A 22,833-nucleotide genomic window follows, 5' to 3' on the forward strand; every position below is an offset into this window, starting at 1 on the left:
CCGATCCCGAAGTAGTTCATCATCATTCCGGTCGGCGCCACCAGCAGCAGCCACAGTTTGTGGGCACCCTTCAGGCGCGGCACCGCGAAGGCCAACATCGCACCGATGGTGACGAACGAACCGCCGTTGATGAAGCCCCACCAGTACGGGAAGTGGAGGAACTCGTACGGCTGCACGCCGTAGTACTCGTAGGTCCGCAAGTTGATGCCGATCGTCTCCATCAGCGCATCGGTGGCGATGCCCAGCCCCAGCAGCATGACAAAGTGGCGGGCATGCGCTCCGTTACGGATGACGAAGTAGCAGAAGTAGGACTCGAGACCGAGGAAGGCCACGTAGCACAGCGGGATGAGCGCGGGCACGGTGATGCCGAAGTTGGTGAAGGCCGGCACCAGGTTCTTGGCCCAGTGCAGATGGCCAAGCATGTCGAGCATGGGTTCGCACTGGCTGCAAATGAATCCGCTGGCGATGACCAGCAGCGGAATGTAGTTCTTGCTTTTCACGGCGGCCCTGATCGCCCACGGCAGCGCAAAGATGACCGCGGCCGCGCCGGCGACAAAGAAGAAGGCGATCTGGGCCGGTGCGCTGGCGATGAAGTCGCCCGGACTCGGCTTGATATTCGGCGGCCAGCCCTCTTGGCCGACCAGCGGCCACCAACTCGCACTGAGCATCGAACTCATCGATATCAACCTTTCTGACTGTCGTGGCTCACCCGGTCGTCGCAGTGCGGTCTCCCCGCCCTTCCGGCCACCGGCAACCCCCTGGTCTGGTGTGGATCAGCTCACACTAACACGCTGTTCAGACAGCGTGTATACCCTGTTGTAAATTCGCTTATGTTCTTTGGGCGAACCCCAGTGAAGTGCGCAGATCAAGGTAAGGTTGCCGCGATGACCGAAATCACGCGACGTGCGGTCGGTCGACGACGGGCGGCGGACATCGATACGGCTTCAGCTGCGGAAAGCATCTTCACGGCCACCGCACGCCTGTTGGAGCGGCACGCGTTCAACGACATCAGCGTCGCGCAGATCCTCACCGAGGCGAAGGTCTCCAGGGCCACCTTCTACTTCTATTTCGCGTCCAAGTTCTCGGTGCTCAGCGCCTTGCTCGAGCGCGCAATGAACGACATTTTCGAAACCGTGCAGCCGTTCTTGGCCCGCCCGCCCGAGGAGTCACCGACAACTGCGCTCCAACGCAGTATCCGGGCCGTCACGCAAGCCTGGCACCGGCACCGCCCGGTGCTACAGGCGGCGAACCATCACTGGCACTCCGAGCCGGAATTGCGCGATCTGTGGTTGGCCATTGCGGAGCGCTTCATCGCCGCCGGGGCCGTCGAGATCGAACGTGAACGCGACGCAGGGCTCATCACCTCGCCGGTGCCCAGCCGAACGCTGGCCGCCACCCTGTTCTGGGGCACTGAACGGGTTCTCTACATCGCGGGGCTGGGACTCGAACCGGATCTCGCCGACGAGGAGGCTTCCGTCGACGCGTTGGTAACGATGTGGCGGGGCACCCTGTACGCGCCCTGACGGGCGAGTGCCCTCTCCCCAATCACCGGCTCCTCGCGGTCCGAACGCGCCTTCGCTACCGCATCGGCCGAACGGTCCATAAGCCGGCAGCGGCTTTTACTGCTACACCAGCATCGGGTGTGCATCCACAGGGTGGAATCGAGATGGCGGTCGACGCACGTTGTCGGCGCCGCGCGGATGGACAATCTGCGGCCACCAGAACCAGCGGCCCAGCAAGGTCGCGATCGAGGGCATGAAAAGCGTTCGGACAACCAGGGTGTCGAGCAGCAGTCCCAACGCGATGGTGGCACCCATCTGGGCGACGATGCGATCGTCGCTACCCAGCATCGAAGCCATCGTGAAGGCGAACACCAGACCGGCCGAGGTGACCACCGAACCGGTGCCGGCCATTGCCCGGATCGTGCCGGTCTTGAGCCCGGCGTGGATCTCGTGCCTGATGCGGTGGACCAGTAGCAGGTTGTAGTCGGACCCGACGGCAAGCAAGATGATGACCGCGAAAAGCATGACGGAAAAGTGCAGCCTGATACCGAAGAGGTCCTGCCAGATCAGCACGGAGAGTCCGATGGACGCCGCTATCGAGCTCGCGGCGGTACCGACAATAACCAACGCGGCGACCAGGCTTCGCGTCAGCACCAGCATGATCATGAAGATCAGGGTGAGCGAGGCCACCGCGGTGATCATCAGGTCGTAGGTGTTGCCGTCGTGCATGTCTTTATAGGTCGCGGCAGTGCCGCCGAGATAGATTCGGGCATCCGATAAGGAGGACTGCTTCAGGCCCTGCTGTGCCGCGGCGCGCTCCGAGTCAACCCGCGAAATGCCCTCCGGCGTAGCCGGATCCCCCGCATGGTTGATGAAGAAACGGGCGGACTTACCGTCGGGTGACAAGAACATCCTCAGGCCCCGCTGAAACTCCGCGTTGTCGAAGGCCTCCGGTGGCAGGTAAAAGAAGTCATCGTTTCGGGAGGCGTCAAAGCTGTGCCCCATGGCAATGCCGGTATTGCTCATCGCCTCCATCTGGTTGAGCATCGCCTGGAAGGTGCTGTGCGCCGCTAGCGTAAGCCCACGGGTCGTTTTCATGCTGGCAAGCATCGGCGGCAGCAGCTCGGCCATCTCATGCGTGAGACCGTCGGTGCGCTTTATCTCGCTTGTCAACTCGTGCAGCTTCTGATCGAGCTGGTCGACCCCGTCGAAGCCGTCGAAGATGGACCGGATTGACCAGCAAATCGGGATGTCGAAGCAGTGCTTATCCCAGTACAGGTAGCTGCGGATCGGCCGCATGGTGTCGTCGAAATCCGCTATGTGGTCCCGTAATCCATCGGTGATGGCCGCAGTTTCCTCGGTGTCACGCGCCGTATCGTGTGTTACGTCGGATAGCCGTTTGGTGATGTCATACAGCCGCTGCATGTAGTCGATCGTGACCTGCTGCTCATCGGCCATCTTTAATATGTCGGCCATCCGGTCTTTCAAAAACGACATATTCTGCATGGTCGTCTGGCTTTGCATGCTGTTGAAAAACGGAATCGAGCTGTGCTCAATGGGAATTCCCAGGGGCCGGGTGATGTCTTGCACCATCACGATGCCCGGGACGCGCAGCACGTTCTTCGCCACCCGATCCAGCACCAGCATGTCGGCGGGGTTGCGCATGTCGTGGTCGGCCTCGACCATCAGCATGTCGGGGTTCAGCCGCCCCTCGGAAAAGTGCCGTTGCGCAGCCGCGTAACCGACATTGCCTGGAGTGCTGTCCGGCAGGTAGTAGCGCTCGCTGTACAGCGTCTTGTATCCGGGCAGGCCGATCATGCCGATCAGGACGACAATTGCGCTGACGACCATGATCGGCGCGGGCCAGCGCACGACGGCGGTGCCGACGCGTCGCCACAGGCGACCCTGACGCGCCGACTTGGGTTCCAACAGACCAAATTTGGTGGCCACAACGAGGACGGCCGGCCCCAGGGTCAGCGCTGCGGCGACGACAACGATCATGCCTATCGCGACCGGAACCCCCATCGTGGTGAACCACGGCAAACGCGTAAAGGTAAGGCAATAAGACGCCCCGGCGATCGTCAGACCCGAGCCCAATACGACGGGGGTGACGCCGTGAAGAGTGGTGTAATACGCGGCCTCGCGATCCTCACCGGTCGCGCGTGCCTCTCGATAACGTCCGATCAGGAATATCCCGTAATCGGTGCCGGCCGCGATGGCCAGCATCGTCAGGAGAGACGTCGCGAACACCGCGAGTTCCATGAACCCGTAATTGCCGAACACCGCGATGACACCCCGGGACACCGCCAATTCGACCAGTGTCACGAAGAGCTGTATCAGCGTGGTGGCGATCGAGCGGTAGACAAGGAACAACATGATCGCGATCGCACCGAGGGTGAACGCGGTAATCTTGTTCAGGCTTGCGTTGCCGATCATGTACTCGTCGTAGCTGTGCGTGGTTGAACCGGTGACATAGGCCGTCACCCCAGGCGGTGCGGGCGTCCGATCCACTACCTTGTGGACAGCTTCGACCGACTCGTTCGACAACGTGGTGCCCTGCTCGCCGGCGAGGTTCAATATCACGTAAGCGCCCTTGCCATCGGCACTTTGGACCCCGGCCGCCGTCACGCGGTCGCTCCAGAAGTCCTGAACGTGCTGCACGTGCTCGGGATCTTGCTTCAACTGTCGGATGATGCTGTCGTAAAATCGGTGGGCGTCCGCCCCGAGTGGCTCAATGCCCTCCAGAACGATCGTGGCGGTGCTGTTGGAGTCGAATTCCTTGAAGTTGTGGCCCAGGCGCATCATCGCCTTCATCGATGGCGCATCCATGGGTGCCATGGGTGCCGCATGCCGCTCCCCTACCACTTCCAACTGGGGCGCGATCATGTTCACGACAACGGTCAGCGCGATCCAACCGATGATGATCGGCACTGCAAACCATCGGATCAGGCGAGGCAGGAACGGTCGTTCAACATGCGCGCCTGGCGTTGATGCCGCCCCTTCCCCGTTAACCTCGGGCTTCATCGTCTGACCCCGATTTGCCGGAAGTGCCGACTGCCCACTCCGCGACGCGGATAGACCGATTTTCGGAACGAAAAGGCGAGTGGTCGAGACGTATAGACATATTTAAATACGGTTAAAAACACGATGGGTGGTTTCTACCACACGTTTCGCGGCCGGGTCCAGCTTTCGAACAGCCCCCTAGCAAACTCAGATTTAACCCGAGGCTTTAACGGCCGCTTCCAAAATCTCCACCCGCCCGGCATCACCGTCCACCCGAATCAGCTGGCCGTCCCGGATCCGCCGGCTTCCGAGTTCGGTGCCGCACACACAGGGGATGCCGAGTTCCCTGGCCACGATCGGACCGTGGCTCAACAAGCCCCCGTGATCCGTCACGACGGCTCCAGCGACCAGGAACAACGCCACCCAACTAGGATCCGTGGTCTCGCATACCAGGATGTCGCCCTCGCCCAGTTCGGTGGTTGCCGGGGCCTGCACTACCGGTGCCCTACCGGTCACCACGCCGGGGCTAGCCGCAACGCCCGTCAAGGGACCGGCGTCGTCGGGGGTAGGAACGTCCCGGACCATGGTGATTTCCGGCTTACCCGCCCAGGCTTGCGGCAGCCGGCGCGACTGGCGCTCCGCGAATTGCCCACGCCTACGGGCGATTTCGCTGAGTTCATCGGCCACGCGGCCGCTGTGGAGGGCGGCATAGCTAAGGTGGAAGACGTCGTCGGGTTCCGAGAGCGATCCAGCCGCTACCAGGTCCGCACCCAGCCGTCGTGTGCAAGACCGAGCCACGTCGAATGTCATCAGGTAACTGGCCTTGCCCTGCTCGCGCAGGGCCAGGAAACGCGCCGCGGCCCGGATTGTGGCGTCCTTCGATGGGCCGCTGCAACGCGGGCGCGGCAGCCCTCTCCCGCGTAATCGCCTGGCGCCGCGCGGACAACTGGTGGGCGCTGCGCCGGTGCGGCGCCCGCGGATGGTCGGCGTCGATAGATCGCTAGTCGTCCAGCCGCGCCAAGATGGGCGACGGGTCCTCGCGCCATGACACGCCGGCGAGCTGGCCCTCATCGCGACCGTGGTAGCCGTGGCGATCGGTGAACTCCCGCAACGTAATCCGGTCGTGCGCCAGCGCCCAAAGGTCCGCGGCGACCTGATTCTCGTCGGCACCCACACCGAACAGCACCGCAGTTTCCAACTCCGGGAGATTGAGCCGAGCCAGGATTGCGGTGACCCGCTCGGCCAATCCCGAGCTGACCAGTGCCACCACAAGGTGCAGGATCATGATCTTCTCGAACTGCTCACGCGATTCGTCAAGCGAACCAAGCATCCGACACGGTCCAATCCCTCGACACGTGTCAGCGCGTCGAGCCGCCAGGAGCGCAGTTCGGCGACCATCTTGTCGTGGGCCCGCGGCAGGGCGGCCAGCAGCAAGGGCGCTTTCGCAATGATCGGTGCATAACGTCGCCGCGAATTGTTGTCGACGGTGTCGGGGCGTACGTAACCGAACGGTTGCTGTTCAACTGCGGACGCTGAGGTTCCCGGCATCAAGCCGGCAATATCACGAAACATGTTGATATTGGCAGCAGCTCGTCCATCGAACATGGTCCAGCACATGTCCTCGGCGCGCTAGGTCAGGTAGATTTCGCTGGATTTGTACACCCCGAGGCGGACGAACATGTTCCGGAACGCCATCTCTATGGGCTCTTCGATGAACGTGTAACCCAAAGTGGTGAAGACCCCGGGGAATGCCTCGGCGACATTGCCTGTCGTCCAGGTCAGCGCCGGATCGATCTCGGGATTGTCCAATTGCTGCGCAACGACAAATCGACTACTCATCGGCGGCGCGTCAGTGCACTCGGTGCAGGATGCCCTGCTCGAAAAAGCCTGCGCCAGAGTTCCCTTCGCATTCGAGCGACATAAAGTCATCATGCGTGCCAAATGAGGGCCCCTCTGAGTCTCCGCCCATTGGCACGAAGAACCCGGCCAATCGCGACGAGAGCGTCACCAGCTTGGCACCGCCATCGCTGTCGCGCAGCCCGGCCAGCCGGAACTGCCCCGCAGCGTTGCGCCCGAAGGAAATGTCGGCGATCGTGCGTGATCTGTCCGCGTCGATCAGGAAGCCGTCGGAGCGCAGTGTGCCGTCCGCCCCCAGAAACTTCATCACCGTGATGAAGGCGTCGCCGATGATCGCCACCAGGCCTGCGTATTCGATCCACTGCGCCGCTTCCTCCCGGAAGCCCCAAGTGCGATCGCGCATCCCGCGCGCCTGCACCTCCCACTTGACGCCGTCTGGCTCCAGCGTGCCGGTGACGTCATAACCCTGAAAGCGCGTCCTTAATCGTGGTGTCCAACACCCGACGCAACGTGCCGACCCGATAGCCGCTGGACACACACGTATACAGTGACGTCGTACTGGCATGATCATGACCCATCTGGTCCTGGACGAACTTGACATCCCAGCCGTCTTCGATCAAGTGGGTGGCATACGAGCGGCGCAGCGAGTGCAGATCTAACCCCTCTGGCAACTCCAGATCCGAACAATAGCGACGGAACCGGCGCAGCAGTGTGTTCTCGGCGACCAACGTGCCTCGCTCGCTGGGGAATAGGTCGAGCCCATCGGTCATACACCGCTGGCCATGTGCGAGCCAGTCCCCCATCACCTCGGGAGTCCATATCCCCACGCCAGCCACGCATTCCTCAATGACGCCGAAGCCGGGCCCGGCCCGCTTCGCCCGCTCTTCCGCGTCATGGGCATCGGACCAGAACCCGACTCCGCCCAAGACGCCTGGCAACGAATCGAATACTTCTTCACCACCTACCTCAAGTAACTGCCAAACCAACTCCCGTGAAACGGCGCCAGCACCGCCAGTCCGTGACGAGATATCGTGGGCGGTCGCAAGACGCCTTATGCAGCCTTCGCGGTAGCCGCGCCGCACACGTCCGGGTGCTGGCCTTCGTGACATCGATGTCTTAGCTCGGCCGCCAGGAGCCGTATAGCTGAGCGGCATAGCGACCATCGAGAACATATGCGACGCGGTGACGGGTCGCCGCCACCCCGCCCTGGCGGAATTCTCATCCAAATGTCCAATTGGGCATCGAGTGGACATTTGAGTTGAGAAATGGACATCAAACTTGAGAAGCCACTGTAGGTTCTCACCTTCGGCTGCATCCTGAAAAGGTCTGACCAGCGCTTTATCAATCTGTCTCACACTTGCTGCATCGGAGCCTGTCTCATGAACCGCTGCATTTCCTACCTGCCGCCCGCTGCACGCATCAGCATGCGCCGCCTTATAGCCCGCCAGCTTGCTGCACTCCGGCGCGAACGCGGCCACCCTTCGTAGCCAAAGTCCTAGCGGAACTCACGAGGATGACATTCCAAGAGCTTGATGATCTTGTCGCACATCGCACCATATTGATCGATATCACCGCGGTTATCAGTGAAGAGCAACTTTCGCGCTCCGCGCAGTCGCGCTTCGAACTTCGGATACGCGAAGAGGGTCTTCCAGTCAGCCTCGGCGCAATCTCGGCGCACCACATATGTGGCGTGTCGTCCCGCTAGAGGGCTGATCGCAACGGCGTTCTCGCCAGACCCGTTGTCGGACTTGATCGCTAGGACCAGGTAGCGGATTCCGATACCATCGGATGAGTCGGATCCTCTATGCCAGACACATCGGTGTGCTCCGAAATGCTTCTGAAGATCTTCCAAGACGGTCAGGCGATGCTCGTCAACGCGATATCCGCTGTACCGCTTGGAAGCACGCATCTCCCCGAGGAACTTCCGAAGCTGTTCGCCCTGTGGTAGCACCTGGAATGCAAGGTCCGGTGTCGCCCGATGTGCCAGCGCCCTTAAGCCGACAGCGTTGTCACGAAATGGTCGCAGGAAGTCATAACGCTTCAATTGCAGTGCCGCCAAGCTCGCGCGCGAGTGGCGCAGAAAAGTCTCCAAGTGCGCATCATTCGTGCTCAGGAGGCTCTCGACGGAACCGATCTGGTCGCTGAGCCGTCGCCTTGCCCCTTCGAGCCGCAGGCTGGTCTCGATAGGTTGCCTGGTCAATGGTTGCAGCCGACCTAGTAGGTCCCAAAGGGATTGCCCATTGCCGGCACTGGCGATGGTGAGAATCACTGCGCGCCGCAGGAAGTCGATAGCGGCCCTGGTGCTGCGTAATCTGTCGTCTAGGGAATGGGTCCCTTGGGTCGTGCCGACGATCCTGCGGAACTCTCTCTCCAGTCCGTGTTCTGCGAGATCTGGATTCGTGAGAATCGAGCCGTGGTCGCGGACTAAGGAGTCAAGGAGTTGCCTTTCCTGGTCGATGACGACTGCGAGGGCTATGAGGTCCTGGTGCGCAGTTGTAAGTCTCGGTTCGCTGTGTGTGGGACGGATTGCGTCGTACCGCCATGTCAGATAGGAGTATTCGCCCGATCGGTTCGCGGCGAACTGCCGCAGACAGGTAAGGATCGCTTCTCGGTCGGCTTGTCGCTCCGACTTTCCGGCGACGATGTCTGCGACAGACTCCAGGTCTATCGTGGCTGTCAGTCGTGGCAAGTGGGGGACTCGCTCACGGGGACGACCGATCGCAGCCACTTCGTTAAGGAGGGAGGACTTGGTAGCGCCCACACCTCCAACGCCCTGACCCTTCAACTCCGCTTTGTTACGGGCGCTCGATTTGGCGTCGGGGCGATTCGGTTGAGCCGCCAAACGTCCCTTGTGTCTTGCGACTATTCGTCGTAGCCGTGCCTCCGAAAGCCCCGTACTTGGCTTTCCATCCTGCCGATAGCTCTTCAATCGCCTTACGTGGGTTCTCCGACGCCTCGGCAAGTAGATACTGCCTGGCGATGTCTAGAGCATCCTCGGGCCTAATTGGAGCGGGCCGAGACTTCACCCCGGCGGCGCCGGAATTCTGTTGCACGGTACCAGTTGACTGTGGCATCGGTCGCCGGACGTCCGTTCCAAGGGCTGGTTTGGTACCGCGAACGGTTTGCTCAGCACCATCCGTAGTTGGTGTACTCCGCGCTTCCCCAGAAGCCAGCCTGCGCAACTTGTCACTAGCAACTAGCTGGCGCAGCGCCGACCTCGAAATCCCAAACCTGGACTCACACTCCCGAAATAGGTCGTTGATGGCATGGCTCGGGTTCTCCGAAGTAGCAGCAAGTCGATAGCTCCTGTAGATGTTGAGGGCATCGGCGGATGTGAGCCGCGAGGATTGCCGCTTTTCGCCGGCTGGTTTGGGCTGGGGAGAGGTGGCGGTTGCTGTTCGCTGTCGCTGGGCCTTGCCGCTGGCCACATCCAGCGGGGTGGGGATAGTGCTTGCTGCTCGTCGTTGGCCCTTGGCGACAGCTGCTCTCGGAGCCGGATGCGGGACTTCATACGCTTCCCGCAACCGTCTGGCAACAGGTGCCTCGACCGTCGAGGATGCGGACTTTACGCGCTCGCCCTGCGCATTAAGCTGCGCCAGGACCTCCTTGCTCGTGACGCCGAGCTGCTTGGCCAACTCGTGTACCCGCGCCTTACCGGCCACTGCTTAGCTCCTCACCGAGTCCACGGAATCGGCGCGTCGTTCCTGATCACATGCGTAGCGTCTGAAGTTACTGCCCGCCACCGACGCTTTGCGCACCATCAGTGACAGCTACATCGGCCCGCCCATCTTCTGCAGAGACAACCTGGTAGAACCACTTGGCGATATCGGACATCAGGTGGGTGCGGCCCGGCGCATTGGTGAAGAAGTAATCGCTCATCTTTTCGTGAGCACCTTGGTTGTCGGCGACTGCACCCGTGACCGCATCGTCGAAGTCGGGCGACTCTACGAACTGCTTGGCGGAGTTGACCTTGGCCTGCTGTACCAGCGCATGGTCGTCGAGCAGTGCTCGCAGCAGCGCTTCGAGAAACGACACCTTCTGCGACTGAGTGAAATCCTCGGACCCGAAGAGGTCGTTGAGACGATCCAGTACCTGTTGGAAAGCAACCATTTTCGGGTCACGCTTCTCACCCGATCCGGCCGCAGTGATCCCGGACAAGCCGACACGTACACCGAGGCCAATGTCGATGCGGCCGCGGTCAATCTGCTTGACCTGCTTGAGCACTACATCGGATAGATCGATGGGCGCTGTGTAGTTTTCCGACTGGATGAATCTGTCGAGAAGTCGCAGGTAGATCTGCCTCTTCTCCAACTCAGGATCGCCGTAGTCGATGATCTGCGACATGAAGTCATAAAGGCGGACGAACGACCCGACGTCCTTGCGGAACATGTCCAGCTCGGCTAGCGCAGCCTTGTCTCCCTCGCCGCCGTTGTGAATCAGAGCCGCGGTGTACCGGTCAGCGAAGCGCTTTTGGCCCGGGCCGACCGCCCCGGCAAGAGCGCTATTGCCCTTGCCCTTCACGAAAGCTTCAGCGCACCGGTCGATCTCGGCTTGGGTGTAGATCGCGGCGGTGTCGAGCTTTGCGGCGAGGTCATGCACCAAATTCGGATCGGTCGCAGTTTCCAAGAACGCATCGGTGAAGTACGGCTCGAACGCATCCTTGATTGCGGCGGGTTCGTTGACGAAGTCCACGACCTGGGTCATGGCCGCGGTCTTTACGATGCCCGATGGGGTGCGGTAGGTGCGGTTTAGCCGAGACAGCGTCTGCACGGCGGTCACCCCGGACAAGATCCGGTCGACGTACATCGCGCAGAGCAGCGGCTGATCGAACCCGGTCTGGAACTTGTTGGCGACGATCATGATTTTGTAGTCGTCGCCGCGGAACGCGGTGCGCAGATCGTGCACGCCCGGGTTCATGGTCGCTTCGGTGAAGTCAGTCGGGCCGGATTCGGGATCCTGCACCGCACCGGAGAACGCGACCAGGGTGCCGTAGCCGTAGCCCTTCTTGGCGATGTAGTCGTCAATCGCGAATTTGTAGCGGACGGCGGCCTTGCGGGAGTCGGTGACGACCATGGCCTTGGCGTGACCGTCGAGTAGTGCGGCGACGTTCTCGCGGAAGTGCTCGACGGATATGGCGGCCTTCTGCGAGATCGTCTGCGGGTTGAGTTTGACCCAACGCATCACTGCTTTGGTGGCCTCGTTCTGGTCTACCTCGTCACCGCCACCCGCGTTCTGCCCGATCTGGAAAGCAAGCTTGAACGAGTGATAGCCCGTCAGCACGTCGAGGATGTAGCCCTCTTCGATGGCCTGCTTCATCGTGTAGACGTGGTACGGCACCGGGTCCTCGCCCGGCGCCGGCTCGCGGCCAAACAGTTCGAGCGTCTTGGCTTTTGGGGTGGCGGTGAACGCAAAGTAGGAGATGTTCTCGGATGCCGCTCGCTCAGTCGCCGCGGCGGCCAAGATCGCCTCTACGTCAACCTCTTTGCCTTCTTCGATCTCCTTCACCTCCTCGGCGGTCAATACTGCTTTCAGCTTTCCGGCGACCTGCCCAGACTGTGACGAGTGCGCTTCGTCGGCGACGACGGCAAATTTTTTGCCCTTGAGCCCCTTGTTCTCTCGAATCGCCTGCATCGCGAATGGGAACGTCTGGATGGTGACGACGATGATCAGTTTCCCGTCGGTGAGCGCCTTTGCCAGTAGCCCTGACTTCGAGGCGCCGGTCTTCGCTGCCTCGTCGCGGTCGATTGCCACGACGATGCCCTGATCGTTGTCGATCTGCTTGATCGCGTCCTGCAGTTGAGCGTCGAGGACGTTGCGATCAGTGACCACGATGACGGAGTCGAAGACCTTCTGATCGTCGACCTGCAACCGGGCCATCCGGTGCGCTGTCCACGCGATCGAGTCGGTCTTTCCAGACCCCGCAGAATGCTGGATCAGGTAGCGCTTGCCAACGCCCTCGGTGGTGACTGCCGCGGTGAGTTCGGTGACCGCTTCCCACTGATGGAAGCGGGGAAACCGCAGCGTTGCCGACTTGCTGGTCTTTCCGCTGATAGGGTCGGTTGAGGATTCGTGCTTGATGTACATGAGCCGACCCAAGATGTTCAGCCATGCGTCGCGCTGCAGCACCCGCTCCCAGAGGTAAGAGGTTCGTGATCCTTTGGGATTCAGGGGATTCCCGGCGCCGCCGGTCTCGGATCCGCGGTTGAACGGCAAGAAATGCGTTTTCTCACCGGCCAACCGAGTGGTCATCCACACCTCGTCGTTAGATACCGCGAAGTGCACCAGGGCCCGCGCGCCAGTCGTGAACAAAGGCTGTAGTTTCCCGGACACCGGGTCCTTTGGTAGGCGCGATGTGCGGTACTGGGTGATTGCATCGGCGACGGTCTGGGTGAAATCCGTCTTGAGCTCGGCTGTAGCCACCGGCAGTCCGTTGACGAAGAACACAAGATCTATCGATTGATTGCCAGCGGTTGAGAAGTGCACCTGGCGCATAACCCGCACCCTCACAGCTGAGTAGTCGGCGTTGCGCTTGGCGTTCAGCGTGGACTCGGGTTGGAACACGCACATCTGAAATCTTGCAGCCAGGTGGGAGAATCCCTTTCGCAACAGGTTTAGGGTGCCGCCACCGTTCTCCAACGGTGTGTCAAGGACCTTCACGATTCGGTCGAGCACCTGCGCCTGCTGTTTTGCGACATCCTTCGAGCCGGGCTTGACGACTTTCTCCACCTGGTCGGGCTGGGTGTCCGCAAGCCAGCCAAGGACATCCTCGGGGAACAACGCGCGTTCCTTGTCGTAACCAGTGTCGCTCGGCGAGTACTTCCAGCCGTGGGCGGCGAGATACTCGGCTAGTTCCTTCTCGAACTCAATCTCGTTGTACTGCGCCATCAAGCCACCTCATTTCGCACATCGATCTGCCCTGTCACTGCAGCATTTATCAGCGCGGATCGGCGCTCGCGGGCAAGCTCAATAAATTTTCTCGTCTCCGCGATTAGCGTGTCGATCTTGGACGTCTGCTCGTCGAGATGAGCAGCAATGCGGCGTTGCTCATCTAACGGGGGGACTGGTATGCGAATCGCTGCGGCAACTGGCTGATAGATCGTCTTGTGGGTCGACCCAATCATGAGCGCCTGGAACTCATTTCGCATCGCCCTAAAGACGTACACCAGATACTCGGGCAAGAGTCGAGGTCCACAAACCCAGTTCCAGTAATCCTGGCTCGTCGCCATCGCAGTCGGCATGATTCCGGTGAATCCAACCGAAGCCGTACGTGAAAGCACCACCGTTCCAGCGGGCAAAAGCTCAGCGGCTGAGTTCTCGAGACCCAACTTGCTGATCATGCTTGATGACTCCCCGAGATATGTCCGTGTGGAGTCGCGAAGCTGCCAAACATCGGCGAGTGTGAACCATGGGATATCGCAGTCAACCCAGTACTCTGCGACAGACCGGCTCGGTGTATGTCCGGTTTTCATCGCTGCGAATCGCCTGATGTTGGCAACAGTCCAATGCTCGGGAACGTAAGGCGTCCAACCTAGCGTGCTCGGCCGAAGGGGAGCATGTTCGTCCAATCCCCTCGTGACACACCGCTCGAGCACGGCCTGCCGCCGTTCGTGGAGCAGTTCGACGAGCTGATTCTGTTCACAAATGAGCGTGTCGATTCGGGCCGTCTCCCGGTCGAGGAAGTCTGCGATGGCGCGCTGCTCGGTCAGCGGCGGCACCGGAAATTCTTCATTGAAGAACGCCTTCTGATCCAGGTTCTGAATGCCAGTGGTGCGGCGCACAGACCTCTCCGTGCGCTTCGTGGCATAACTTGCATCGAGTGCGTAGAGCCAGAAGCGAGGCATCTGACTCCGCTTGACACGCAGGCGTGTAATGAAGTTCGACGACACGGCAGGGTATGCCCCGTTGAACATCACCGAGAAGCCGACTGGGTTGTTGTCGGTTCCCCCGGACTTCTCGAGGAGGATGTCGCCGGGCTCTAGCAGCCGGCCTTCGCGATCCTTCTGGGACACCGACCGCAATGTGTCGACAGAACCTACAGCCGAGCGCGGCCGGTCGAAGTCCGCGACGCGGACACAGCGAATGTCATCATCGTCGCCGCGAGGATCGTCGCCCCATACGCCGGTCTGCGTGCTCTCAATGATGTTCCTGAGGCGGCTTACGTCCCAACCGGCCGGCAAGTTGTCGAACCAGTCGGTCATCTCTCCACCTCCCGCAGCAAGTCCATGATCTTTGCGACCTGCTTCTCCAGGTCCGTATCGATCTCGGCAAGCGGCCGAGGCGGCACATATTTGTAGAAGTGCCGGGTGAACGGGATCTCGTAGCCCACCTTGGTTTTCGCCGTGTCGACCCAGGCGTCGGGAACGTGCGGCAGGACCTCTGCTTCGAAGTATGCCTTGATGGTCTCCGCGCGAGCCGCATCGCCCGCGGTGTTCCCGCCGTAGGTGAACGGGATGTTCTCCGTGTCCCGCAGCTTGGCGTCGGGCTTCGGGTTGCCCTTCCGGTCCGTCGCCATCTTCCCCGTCTCGGTCCGTAGCGGCCGCTCGACGGTCACCGCCCAGTACCCGAAATCGTTGGCGGTGAATACCTTCGAATAGTCCGCGTCGGCCTCGTCGAACGCGTCGTATAGCGCCAGAATTCGGTCTCGCGCGTCAGCATCAAGCTCGCGGTTCTTGGAGCCCAGACTTTTCCGCATCTTGGTCCAGAATGAGGTCGCGTCGATTAACTGGATCTTGCCGGCGCGCTCGGGACGCTTGGCGTTGTCCAGAATCCAGATGTACGTGGCGATGCCGGTGTTGAAGAACATGTTCGTCGGCAGCGCAACGATCGCCTCCACCAGGTCGGATTCGAGCAGCCACTGTCTGATCGAGGAGGGACCCGACTCTGCCGCTCCGTTGAACAAGGGCGATCCGTTGAGAACAATGCCGGCGCGGCCACCTCCGTCGTGCGCTGGCCGCATCTTCGACGCCAGATGCGACAGGAACAGCATCTGTCCGTCCCCAATTGACGGTAAACCGTGGGAGAAGCGCGAATTCTGAGCTAACGCCTCCTTTTTCACGGACTCCTGCGACGACTTCCAATCCACCCCGTACGGCGGATTGGACATGCAGAAGTCGAAGGTGCGATCGAAGAACAGATCGTCTTCCAGTGTGTCGCCGAGCTTGATGTTCCCGACGTCCTGGCCTTTGGCGATCATGTCGGACTTGCAGATCGCGTAGGACTGGTCGTTGATCTCCTGCCCGTACAGCCGCAGCCGCGCACCGGGGTTACGTTCGAGAAGTCGCTCCTCGGCGACGGAGAGCATGCCGCCGGTGCCCGCGGTGGGGTCGTAGATGGTCCGCACGGTCCCAGGTTCGAGTAGCGCAACGTTGTCCTCGGCAAACAACAGATCCACCATCAACCGGATCGCGTCACGCGGGGTGTAGTGCTCGCCGGCCTCTTCGTTGGAGGCCTCCGCGAACTTGTAGATGAGGTGCTCGAACAGGTCGCCCATTTCTGCGTTGGACACAGAGTTTGGGTGTAGGTCCACCTCCGCGAACTGCGACGTCACGAGGTACAGCCGATTTTTCTCGTCGAGTGTGGCGAGTTCGTTTTCGAACTTGAACCGCTCGAACACATCAATGTTGGCCGAGAACCCGGTGATGTAATCCATCAGGTTGGCGCGCAGACCTTCCGGATCCTTCAGGAGGAGCTTGAAGTCGAAGGGGCTCGTGTTGTAGAAGGCGAGGCCGGTTTTGCGCTTCACCTGCACATCCAACGCGCCTCCGGAGTATTTCTCGGCCAACTCACGCACCTCGTCGCGGGTGGGTTCGAGGATGCAGTCCAGACGCCTCAGGATCGTGAAGGGCAGGATCACCCCGCCATATTGATGCGGCTTGTACACACCACGGAGCTGGTCGGCGATACCCCACACGAAGTTGCCCAGCTTGCTCAATTGACTCTCCTTCTGAAACTGCGCTTATCGTGGGTGTCGCACGAGTGTGGCACCCCAGCTCTGGCGGACGGCGGGATCACTCGTTGTCGCCCATCGGCGCGTCGTATCGCACGGCGTCGAGGATCGCGGTGGCGGAAGCTGCAGCGGCCTCGGCGACCGCCGCGGCATGTCGAGCAAGTTGCTCGATCTCACGTAAGGCTTCGACTAGGCGTTCCTGATCCGGTAGCGGGACTAGCGGAATTTCAAGGTCCCGCAGGTCAACGCGTTGAATGGACGCGCCCTTCTTGAATCGTTCGTTCCAACTGCCGCACAGGCACCGTGCTACGTAGTGCGGTTCGCATTGCTTGTCATCGACGCGCAGACGATGTACGCCACTGCCGACGATTCGGCCGCCCTGCTCATCGACCACCGCCCGGATGGCATTCCAGGTCGTCACCAGCACGTCGCCGGCTCGCGTTCGTTCGTCTCGTCCGCCTGCCAGGCTTGGCTGTCCATCGGTCGGCAACTCGTCGAGCACCGGTAGCCCGTCGCGCACCTCGCTCGGCGTTATCAGTACAGCGGCATCTGCCTCGTCGAGGTCGTCTCGCTTGATGCGTCCGTTCTGGATCGAGGCCACACCTAGTTGCACTAGTTCCTTCACGGTCAGGAGCCGCGGTGCTGCCGACGGTCCCTGCGGTAACTGCACTACCGCGCGATCCAACAACGCGGAGAGTGCGCTCTGGAGAACACGCTGCGAGTCGGAGAGACGAGCCGCCACGTCCTTCGGATCTGAGCCAGGTGCTTGTACCCAGCGCCGAGGATCGAGCTGTGCGTCCTCAGCGAGTAAGTCCAACGTTTTGACCAGTGCATACGGCGGCGCGTCGACCGCCGATCCGTTTAGGCAGTCGTCTAGCCACCCAAGTACGTGTGTCTCAGGACTCTCCGCCGCCGAAGCGTCAATCAGTAAGACGTCGACCGTGTTGGACGGATCGTCCGCCTGCCGCAATATCCAGAGTGCTACCGGAATGGTAGTGTGCGGCAGCATCTTTGGGGGTAGCAGAATGACGGCTTCGATCCAGCCTGATCGGAGCAGTTCGGCGCGGATCGCGGAGCTGCTGCCACGCGCCATCAACGGTGCCACGGATGTGACGACGTATGCACTCCCGTCCGGCTTCAAGTGAGCAATTGCGTGCTGGAGCCAGGCCAACTCAGAGTTGTTCGCGGGCGGTATGCCGAAGGTCCAACGCGGATCCGCGATGTTCTGGGAGCGCGACCAGTCCATACCAAACGGAGGTTCAGCGACGACGGTGTCGGCTCGAAGATCTGGGGCAGGGTCTTCGAGCAGCACGTCGGCGCACTCGAACTCGGCGTCCAGCCCATGCAGGAAGCTACGCATGCGAGCAAGCCGAATGGCGCGCACATTGATGTCGTGTCCGACCAAGCGGCCACCCCCCGCGTGTTTCGTCCGAGTCCGAATGAGTGCCTCAGCAATCCCGCATGCGGGGTCATAGACGAGGCCCTTGGTCGACGACGCGAGGTTCGAAAGGAGTTCTGATACGCGCGAGTTCACAATCCCGTGTTCGCCGACTCCGTACCCGGCGGCGCGACCGCGTTCACCGCTTCCGCGTCGGAGCACCTCGTCTGCCGCGATCGCCAAGCGGTCAGGCTCGATCCCGTCAACGGCGCTCACCACGGCCGCGATCGGGAGTGTGTCGAGCCCGTTTGTCTCCCGCTCAACATCATCGAGGGTTGAAAGAATGTCGTCCCACCGCGCGTCTGTCGCAGTCCGCCGCAGTACATCCGCTGTTTGAGACCGACTGGCTGCCGCTATCAGCCTCCAATTCGCGTCGGCGGCTTCTAGCGACAGCTTCTTTGCACAACACAGGGCTAGAGCGAGCTCACCCGCTACCGAACCCGATACACGTCCCCGCAGCGCGTTCATCGAATGCGAAAGCGCCGCCAGACCGCTGTCGCGTTGTATCTGGATCTCCGGCTTCGTTTCAGCAAGCCAAGCGATGACTTTATCCAGGTCGTACAGCGGCTTAGTCGCTGACTCCGGCGCCGGATCTGGAAATGGCGGATCGCTCGGCCGCTTCCTCCAATTGGTGACTGCTCCTCGCGTGACGCCCGCCAGGTCTGCGATCTCGCTCGGAGTGAGCAGCACCCCTGCCGATTCACCCATCAGGCCACATCCATGTCCGACACGGCTGCGACAGATCGCGACGACGGCTGCTCGGGAAGTAGCCTGACCTCAGCGGCAGCGAGCTCCAGCCTTCGAGACAAACCGCTGGCGTGTGCAACCACCGTTGTCTTCACTCCCCGCGAAGCGAGTGCAGCAATCGCGTGCGTGAAAATTCCGTCGCCCGACACCAGTACGAGCTCGGTGAAGCGGTCGGCGATGTCTTCGCCAAGCACTTCAAGCAAGGCCAAATCTGCGCCGTTCTGGCCTGGACGCATGACGTACCTGACACGCTTCCATGCGGAGGCGAGGTCCAGCAATCCAGTTGGACCAACGCCGATCACAACCTGGTCACCAGGCTGCGCCGGAACGCACTCGCCTATGACCGCCTTGGCCCATGCGACGTAATCGCGGACAGCGGATAGACCACCGACAACATTTTCGATATCGACCAGGACGATCCGGCGCCTAGCGATCTTGCGCCCCTCTGCGTCCTTAAGTTTCGTGAATGACATGCACTGATGCTTGCACGCAGTTGCCGCTTTGGTCAAGTCTTTATGTGATTCACACTTGATGTGAATTATTGAGTGGGTGTCGAAGTCTCGCTCGTCCTCCCGTTCTTGCTGGTGGTTGTCAGCGCATGCGTGCTTCTTCGATGCGTTGAGTTCAGGGGCTTTCAGCTGACCACGGCTTCCCTGGCAGGGCCGCGGCGAAAGCCGACACGACTGCGTGGCAGCGTCGTTCCAGGCGGCCTGATCGTCGACGGCTTGGCTGCAGCGACAGGCATGCCGACCCCATCCCGAGGTCGTGGCCTGGACAACGCTGTCACCTCAGCACCTTGCACATGAGACACGAGCAAGCACGAGCGCCGAAGCCTCGCGGGACCCTCACCGCCGTTGGTTGTCGTCATCGCGTGAGTGCGTCGATAATGACGGGAAGGTACCGACGAACTTGCTCCCGGTCGCTGTCTTTCTCCCGTTCAGTCAACCCGACGTACGGCGTCTCGATCTGAGCCTCCCAGCGCGCAGCCAGCTCGGCCGGAATCACTAAGGATCCATCTTGCTGGCGCACGCAATGGTCATGGACGTACCGCTGCCAGTGCGCCCAACGCTCGTATGCCCGCTTACCGCGCCATGTTGGCAAAGCGCGACAGGTGCAACTGGTGCGCGACGGTAACCGTCTTGGTGGGACCGTTGCGGTGTTTGGCGAGAATGAAATCCGCCTCTCCCCCGCGCGGATCGTCCCGTTCGAACGCATCCGGTCGATTCAGCAGGATGACCATGTCGGCGTCTTGCTCCAGCGATCCTGACTCGCGAAGGTCGGACAGCATCGGCTTCTTGTCGGTGCGCTGCTCGGGGCCACGGTTCAGCTGGCTGATCGCCACCACCGGCACCTCGAGCTCCTTGGCCAACAGTTTGAGTTGGCGCGAAAATTCGGATACCTCCAACTGCCGCGACTCCACCTTTTTTCCCGATGACATCAGCTGCAGATAATCGACCACGACCAGACGCAGGTCGGCCTTTTGCTTCAGCCGGCGCGCCTTGGCCCGGATCTCCATCATGGTCAGGTTCGGCGAGTCGTCGATATACAGTGGCGCCTCGCTGATTTCGCTCATCCGGCGCGCCAGCCGCGTCCAGTCGTCGTCGCTCATCCGACCCGAGCGCATGTCGGAGAGTTTGATCTTCGCCTCGGCAGAGAGCAGCCGCATGACGATCTCGGACTTGCTCATTTCCAGCGAGAAGATGACGCTGGCCAGCCGGTGCTTGATCGAGCAGGACCGCAAAAAATCCAGTCCAAGCGTGCTTTTGCCCACGCCAGGCCTGGCCGCCACGATGATCATCTGCCCAGCGTGCAGACCGTTGGTCACCTCGTCGAGCTCGGTGAACCCGGTCGGCACGCCGCGCGCCACGCCGCCGTTGGAAGCGATGGCGTCGATCTCGTCCATCGTCGGCTGCAGCAGGTCCTCGAGCGGAACGAAGTCCTCCGTCGTCCGCCGGTCGGCGACCTCGTAGATCTCCGCCTGCGCGCGATCGACCACCTCGGCCACGTCGGCACCCTCGGCGCCCGCGTAGCCGTACTGCACGACCCGCGTCCCCGCTTCCACCAGCCGCCGCAGCAACGCCTTCTCGGCGACGATGGTCGCGTAGTAGCCCGCATTCGCGGCGGTGGGCACGGTTGAGATCAGGGTGTGGAGATAGGGGGCGCCGCCGATCCGGCGCAGCATCCCGCGGCGGTCAAGTTCCGCGGCCACGGTCACGGCGTCGGCCGGCTCGCCGCGACCATACAGGTCCAGAATGGCGTCGTAGACGTTCTGGTGCGCGGGGCGGTAGAAGTCGCCGGGCCGCAGCCGCTCCAGCACGTCGGCGATAGCGTCCTTGCTCAGCAGCATGCCGCCGAGCACGGCCTGCTCCGCGGCCAGATCCTGCGGTGGCTGGCGGCCGAAGTCCTCACTGGGCGCCGATGAATCCATGCCTGCCGACACGTCATCGACGACCGCCATAGATCCCTCCTTCTCGGCCATGCGTCCGAACGTACATTCGAAAACCGGTTTCTTCAGAGTAAGTCAAGGAGCCGACACTTTCGTCGCATAGAAGTCGCATAGAACTAGCACGCTTCGCGCCGGGGACGACGTTAGGCGTTGCTGGCTAGTGGGTGAAAGGGCCGCTGTTCATGAACCTGTGCATCGTGTGTGCATACCCATCGACACCTGTGTTGAGTGGGGTGTGGAAAACCTGTGTATGAATTCAACCGGCTGTGACATCACTGCTGTTACGGGCCATGTAACGCGACGAATTTCGTGTGGACAAGAATCTCTACGGCGTGTCGTCGCAGGTTACCGCTCCGGGCGTGTTGGCTTGCAGCCGCATTTTCACAGCGTTACGGCAGGGTAAAGAGGACTCTCGGGATACACCCGAGCAATAGTTCGCTAGGGCGCGCGTCCGCGACCACCGTCCGTGGCGCCGAAGACCGTGTCGGCTGCACAACTGAGCCCGGCGGCGGCCGAAGCTGGCCGCCGCCGGATAAGAGCAAAGGTTGCCGCGTTAGCTCTCCGCCACGACCTCGAGAGCGACCTCGACGTCGACCTCGGGGTGCAGATGCACCGACACCGGGTGGGTACCCACGGCCTTGATGTGCGACTTGGGCAACCGGACGATCCGTTTGTCCAGGTTGGGTCCGCCGGCCTTCTTGATGGCCGCGACCACGTCCCCGGATGTCACCGAGCCGAACAACTTTCCGGAATCGGCCGCAGTGCGCACCGGCAGCTGGACTGAGCCCAGCGCCTCGATCGCCGTCTTGAGTTCGTTGGCGTGCCCGAGATCGCGCACCGCCTTGCTTTCGCGGGACCGGCGGATCTCGTCGGCCTGCTTCTGCGCGCCGCGCGAAGCGACGATCGCCAGGCCCCGCGGCAGCAGGAAGTTGCGGCCGTAGCCGTCCTTGACCTCGACCGTGTCGCCGACCGTACCGAGGTGGTCGACGTCAGCCGTCAGTATCAGCTTCATCGTTATTCGTACTTTCGCTCGAACTTCGGCGGCTATCGCGCCGAAGAGGTGAAGGGCAGCAACGCCACCTCGCGGGCATTCTTCACCGCGATCGCGATGTCACGCTGGTGCTGCACGCAATTACCGGTGACCCGACGCGCCCGGATCTTGCCGCGCTCACTGATATAGGTGCGCAGCAACCCGGTGTCCTTGTAATCGATCGATTGGCCCTTCTTGGCGCAGAAGACACACTTCCGCGTCTTGACCGGCTTTTCCGGAGCCGGACGTCGCTTGCTCGACTTCGCCATGACTGTCTTTCTTTCCGTTTCTTACTGTTGAAGTTCTTTAGAACGGCGGTTCGTCGTCGCCGCCACCGAATGACCCGGACGCCGGGGCGCTGCCCCACGGGTCATCGGCCGGCGCGCTGCTCGCCGGTGCTGATGCTGATCCCTGCCGGGACCCGCCGCCGCCGCCGAAACCACCGCCGCCGCCGCCACTGCGGCTGGCCTTGTTTACCTTGGCGGTGGCGTAGCGCAGCGACGGCCCGATCTCATCCACCTCGACCTCGAAGACGGTGCGCTTCTCACCTTCGCGAGTCTCGAAGGACCGCTGCTTGAGCCGGCCGGTCACGATTACCCGTGAGCCCCGGGTGAGGCTCTCGGCGACGTTCTCGGCAGCCTCGCGCCAGATGTTGCACCGCAAGAACAGCGCCTCACCGTCTTTCCATTCCGAACTCTGGCGGTCAAAGATCCGCGGTGTCGACGCCACGGTGAAATTCGCGACGGCGGCGCCGGACGGAGTGAACCGCAGTTCGGGGTCAGCGGTCAGGTTTCCGACGACGGTGATGGTGGTGTCACCAGCCACAATTTCCTCCTAGGTCCGCCTGCTGCTCGCTTCTCAGAC

Annotated in this window: 19 protein-coding genes and 1 pseudogene; 1 reads left to right on the top strand and 19 read right to left on the bottom strand. The window is 61.6% G+C overall.

The window, feature by feature from the left end; all coding sequences use genetic code 11:
- A partial coding sequence (locus A5695_RS25355) for a hypothetical protein (protein ID WP_068089132.1) occupies nt 1-677 on the bottom strand: 677 nt, incomplete at its 3' end.
- 207 nt (nt 678-884) lie between these two features.
- On the opposite strand from A5695_RS25355, the gene A5695_RS25360 reads away from it, so the two are divergent.
- On the top strand, nt 885-1,523 hold the full coding sequence (locus tag A5695_RS25360; RefSeq protein WP_068089088.1) for a TetR/AcrR family transcriptional regulator: 639 nt from the start codon (nt 885-887) through the stop codon (nt 1,521-1,523).
- 102 nt (nt 1,524-1,625) lie between these two features.
- On the opposite strand, the gene A5695_RS25365 is transcribed toward A5695_RS25360, so the two are convergent.
- From A5695_RS25365 to A5695_RS25435, 18 genes and pseudogenes are all read right to left on the bottom strand, one after another.
- Nucleotides 1,626-4,526, bottom strand: a complete 2,901-nt coding sequence (locus A5695_RS25365; protein ID WP_068089091.1) for an RND family transporter — start codon at nt 4,524-4,526, stop codon at nt 1,626-1,628.
- 192 nt (nt 4,527-4,718) lie between these two features.
- Nucleotides 4,719-5,192, bottom strand: coding sequence for a PEP-utilizing enzyme (locus A5695_RS29935; protein WP_231974971.1), 474 nt, complete (start codon nt 5,190-5,192; stop codon nt 4,719-4,721).
- Nucleotides 5,193-5,505: 313 nt separating this feature from the next.
- Entirely contained in the window at nt 5,506-5,790 is a 285-nt protein-coding gene (locus A5695_RS29940) for a hypothetical protein (RefSeq protein WP_231974972.1), read from the bottom strand.
- The gene (locus A5695_RS29945; protein ID WP_231974973.1) at nt 5,787-6,110 is read right to left on the bottom strand and encodes a hypothetical protein; all 324 of its coding nucleotides are present in this window, start codon (nt 6,108-6,110) and stop codon (nt 5,787-5,789) included. Before A5695_RS29945 ends, A5695_RS29940 begins: the two co-directional genes overlap by 4 nt.
- Nucleotides 6,111-6,134: 24 nt before the next feature.
- Nucleotides 6,135-6,344, bottom strand: a complete 210-nt coding sequence (locus tag A5695_RS29950) for a hypothetical protein (RefSeq protein WP_231974974.1) — start codon at nt 6,342-6,344, stop codon at nt 6,135-6,137.
- Nucleotides 6,345-6,354: 10 nt separating this feature from the next.
- Entirely contained in the window at nt 6,355-6,765 is a 411-nt protein-coding gene (locus A5695_RS25375; protein WP_231974975.1) for a hypothetical protein, read from the bottom strand.
- A gap of 55 nt (nt 6,766-6,820) precedes the next feature.
- Nucleotides 6,821-7,840 (bottom strand): site-specific integrase, encoded by a 1,020-nt coding sequence (locus tag A5695_RS29955; protein ID WP_231974976.1) that lies wholly within the window; start codon nt 7,838-7,840, stop codon nt 6,821-6,823.
- A gap of 17 nt (nt 7,841-7,857) precedes the next feature.
- The gene (locus tag A5695_RS25385) at nt 7,858-9,051 is read right to left on the bottom strand and encodes a hypothetical protein (protein WP_068089094.1); all 1,194 of its coding nucleotides are present in this window, start codon (nt 9,049-9,051) and stop codon (nt 7,858-7,860) included.
- An 822-nt stretch (nt 9,052-9,873) separates the two neighbouring features.
- Nucleotides 9,874-10,024 (bottom strand): annotated as a pseudogene (locus tag A5695_RS28100) (translation initiation factor IF-2 N-terminal domain-containing protein); the annotation flags it as partial.
- Between the two features lie 67 nt (nt 10,025-10,091).
- Nucleotides 10,092-13,247, bottom strand: a complete 3,156-nt coding sequence (locus A5695_RS25390) for a type I restriction endonuclease subunit R (protein WP_068089097.1) — start codon at nt 13,245-13,247, stop codon at nt 10,092-10,094.
- Nucleotides 13,247-14,560, bottom strand: a complete 1,314-nt coding sequence (locus A5695_RS25395; RefSeq protein WP_082946300.1) for a restriction endonuclease subunit S — start codon at nt 14,558-14,560, stop codon at nt 13,247-13,249. The genes A5695_RS25390 and A5695_RS25395 overlap by 1 nt, the downstream gene beginning before the upstream one ends.
- Nucleotides 14,557-16,293, bottom strand: coding sequence for a class I SAM-dependent DNA methyltransferase (locus A5695_RS25400; protein WP_068089100.1), 1,737 nt, complete (start codon nt 16,291-16,293; stop codon nt 14,557-14,559). Before A5695_RS25400 ends, A5695_RS25395 begins: the two co-directional genes overlap by 4 nt.
- A 76-nt stretch (nt 16,294-16,369) precedes the next feature.
- Nucleotides 16,370-18,454, bottom strand: a complete 2,085-nt coding sequence (locus A5695_RS28105) for an N-6 DNA methylase (protein ID WP_082946301.1) — start codon at nt 18,452-18,454, stop codon at nt 16,370-16,372.
- Nucleotides 18,454-18,966 (bottom strand): NYN domain-containing protein, encoded by a 513-nt coding sequence (locus tag A5695_RS25410; RefSeq protein ID WP_068089106.1) that lies wholly within the window; start codon nt 18,964-18,966, stop codon nt 18,454-18,456. The genes A5695_RS28105 and A5695_RS25410 overlap by 1 nt, the downstream gene beginning before the upstream one ends.
- Before the next feature lie 608 nt (nt 18,967-19,574).
- Nucleotides 19,575-20,951, bottom strand: coding sequence for a replicative DNA helicase (gene dnaB / locus A5695_RS25420; RefSeq protein ID WP_068089137.1), 1,377 nt, complete (start codon nt 20,949-20,951; stop codon nt 19,575-19,577).
- Between the two features lie 541 nt (nt 20,952-21,492).
- A complete protein-coding gene (gene rplI, locus A5695_RS25425; protein ID WP_068089110.1) occupies nt 21,493-21,951 on the bottom strand; it encodes a 50S ribosomal protein L9 in 459 nt (152 codons plus the stop codon).
- Between the two features lie 32 nt (nt 21,952-21,983).
- Nucleotides 21,984-22,238 carry a 30S ribosomal protein S18 gene (rpsR, locus tag A5695_RS25430; protein ID WP_068089114.1) on the bottom strand — a complete coding sequence of 85 codons (255 nt, stop codon included), beginning with the start codon at nt 22,236-22,238 and terminating at the stop codon, nt 21,984-21,986.
- Nucleotides 22,239-22,275: 37 nt separating this feature from the next.
- Nucleotides 22,276-22,794 (bottom strand): single-stranded DNA-binding protein, encoded by a 519-nt coding sequence (locus A5695_RS25435; RefSeq protein ID WP_068089118.1) that lies wholly within the window; start codon nt 22,792-22,794, stop codon nt 22,276-22,278.
- Nucleotides 22,795-22,833: the final 39 nt, after the last annotated feature.

It is taken from the genome of Mycobacterium sp. E1747 (assembly GCF_001667775.1).
In the GTDB taxonomy this organism is placed as follows: domain Bacteria; phylum Actinomycetota; class Actinomycetes; order Mycobacteriales; family Mycobacteriaceae; genus Mycobacterium.

Coding starts and splice junctions, on each gene's coding strand:
- A5695_RS25360 (WP_068089088.1), top strand. CDS start 885: ATGACCGAAATCACGCGACGTGCGGTCGGTCGACGACGGGCGGCGGAC.
- A5695_RS25365 (WP_068089091.1), bottom strand. CDS start 4,526: ATGAAGCCCGAGGTTAACGGGGAAGGGGCGGCATCAACGCCAGGCGCG.
- A5695_RS29940 (WP_231974972.1), bottom strand. CDS start 5,790: ATGATCCTGCACCTTGTGGTGGCACTGGTCAGCTCGGGATTGGCCGAG.
- A5695_RS29945 (WP_231974973.1), bottom strand. CDS start 6,110: ATGTTCGATGGACGAGCTGCTGCCAATATCAACATGTTTCGTGATATT.
- A5695_RS29950 (WP_231974974.1), bottom strand. CDS start 6,344: ATGAGTAGTCGATTTGTCGTTGCGCAGCAATTGGACAATCCCGAGATC.
- A5695_RS25375 (WP_231974975.1), bottom strand. CDS start 6,765: ATGCGCGATCGCACTTGGGGCTTCCGGGAGGAAGCGGCGCAGTGGATC.
- A5695_RS25390 (WP_068089097.1), bottom strand. CDS start 13,247: ATGGCGCAGTACAACGAGATTGAGTTCGAGAAGGAACTAGCCGAGTAT.
- A5695_RS25395 (WP_082946300.1), bottom strand. CDS start 14,560: ATGACCGACTGGTTCGACAACTTGCCGGCCGGTTGGGACGTAAGCCGC.
- A5695_RS28105 (WP_082946301.1), bottom strand. CDS start 18,454: ATGGGTGAATCGGCAGGGGTGCTGCTCACTCCGAGCGAGATCGCAGAC.
- A5695_RS25410 (WP_068089106.1), bottom strand. CDS start 18,966: ATGTCATTCACGAAACTTAAGGACGCAGAGGGGCGCAAGATCGCTAGG.
- dnaB (WP_068089137.1), bottom strand. CDS start 20,951: ATGGCGGTCGTCGATGACGTGTCGGCAGGCATGGATTCATCGGCGCCC.
- rplI (WP_068089110.1), bottom strand. CDS start 21,951: ATGAAGCTGATACTGACGGCTGACGTCGACCACCTCGGTACGGTCGGC.
- rpsR (WP_068089114.1), bottom strand. CDS start 22,238: ATGGCGAAGTCGAGCAAGCGACGTCCGGCTCCGGAAAAGCCGGTCAAG.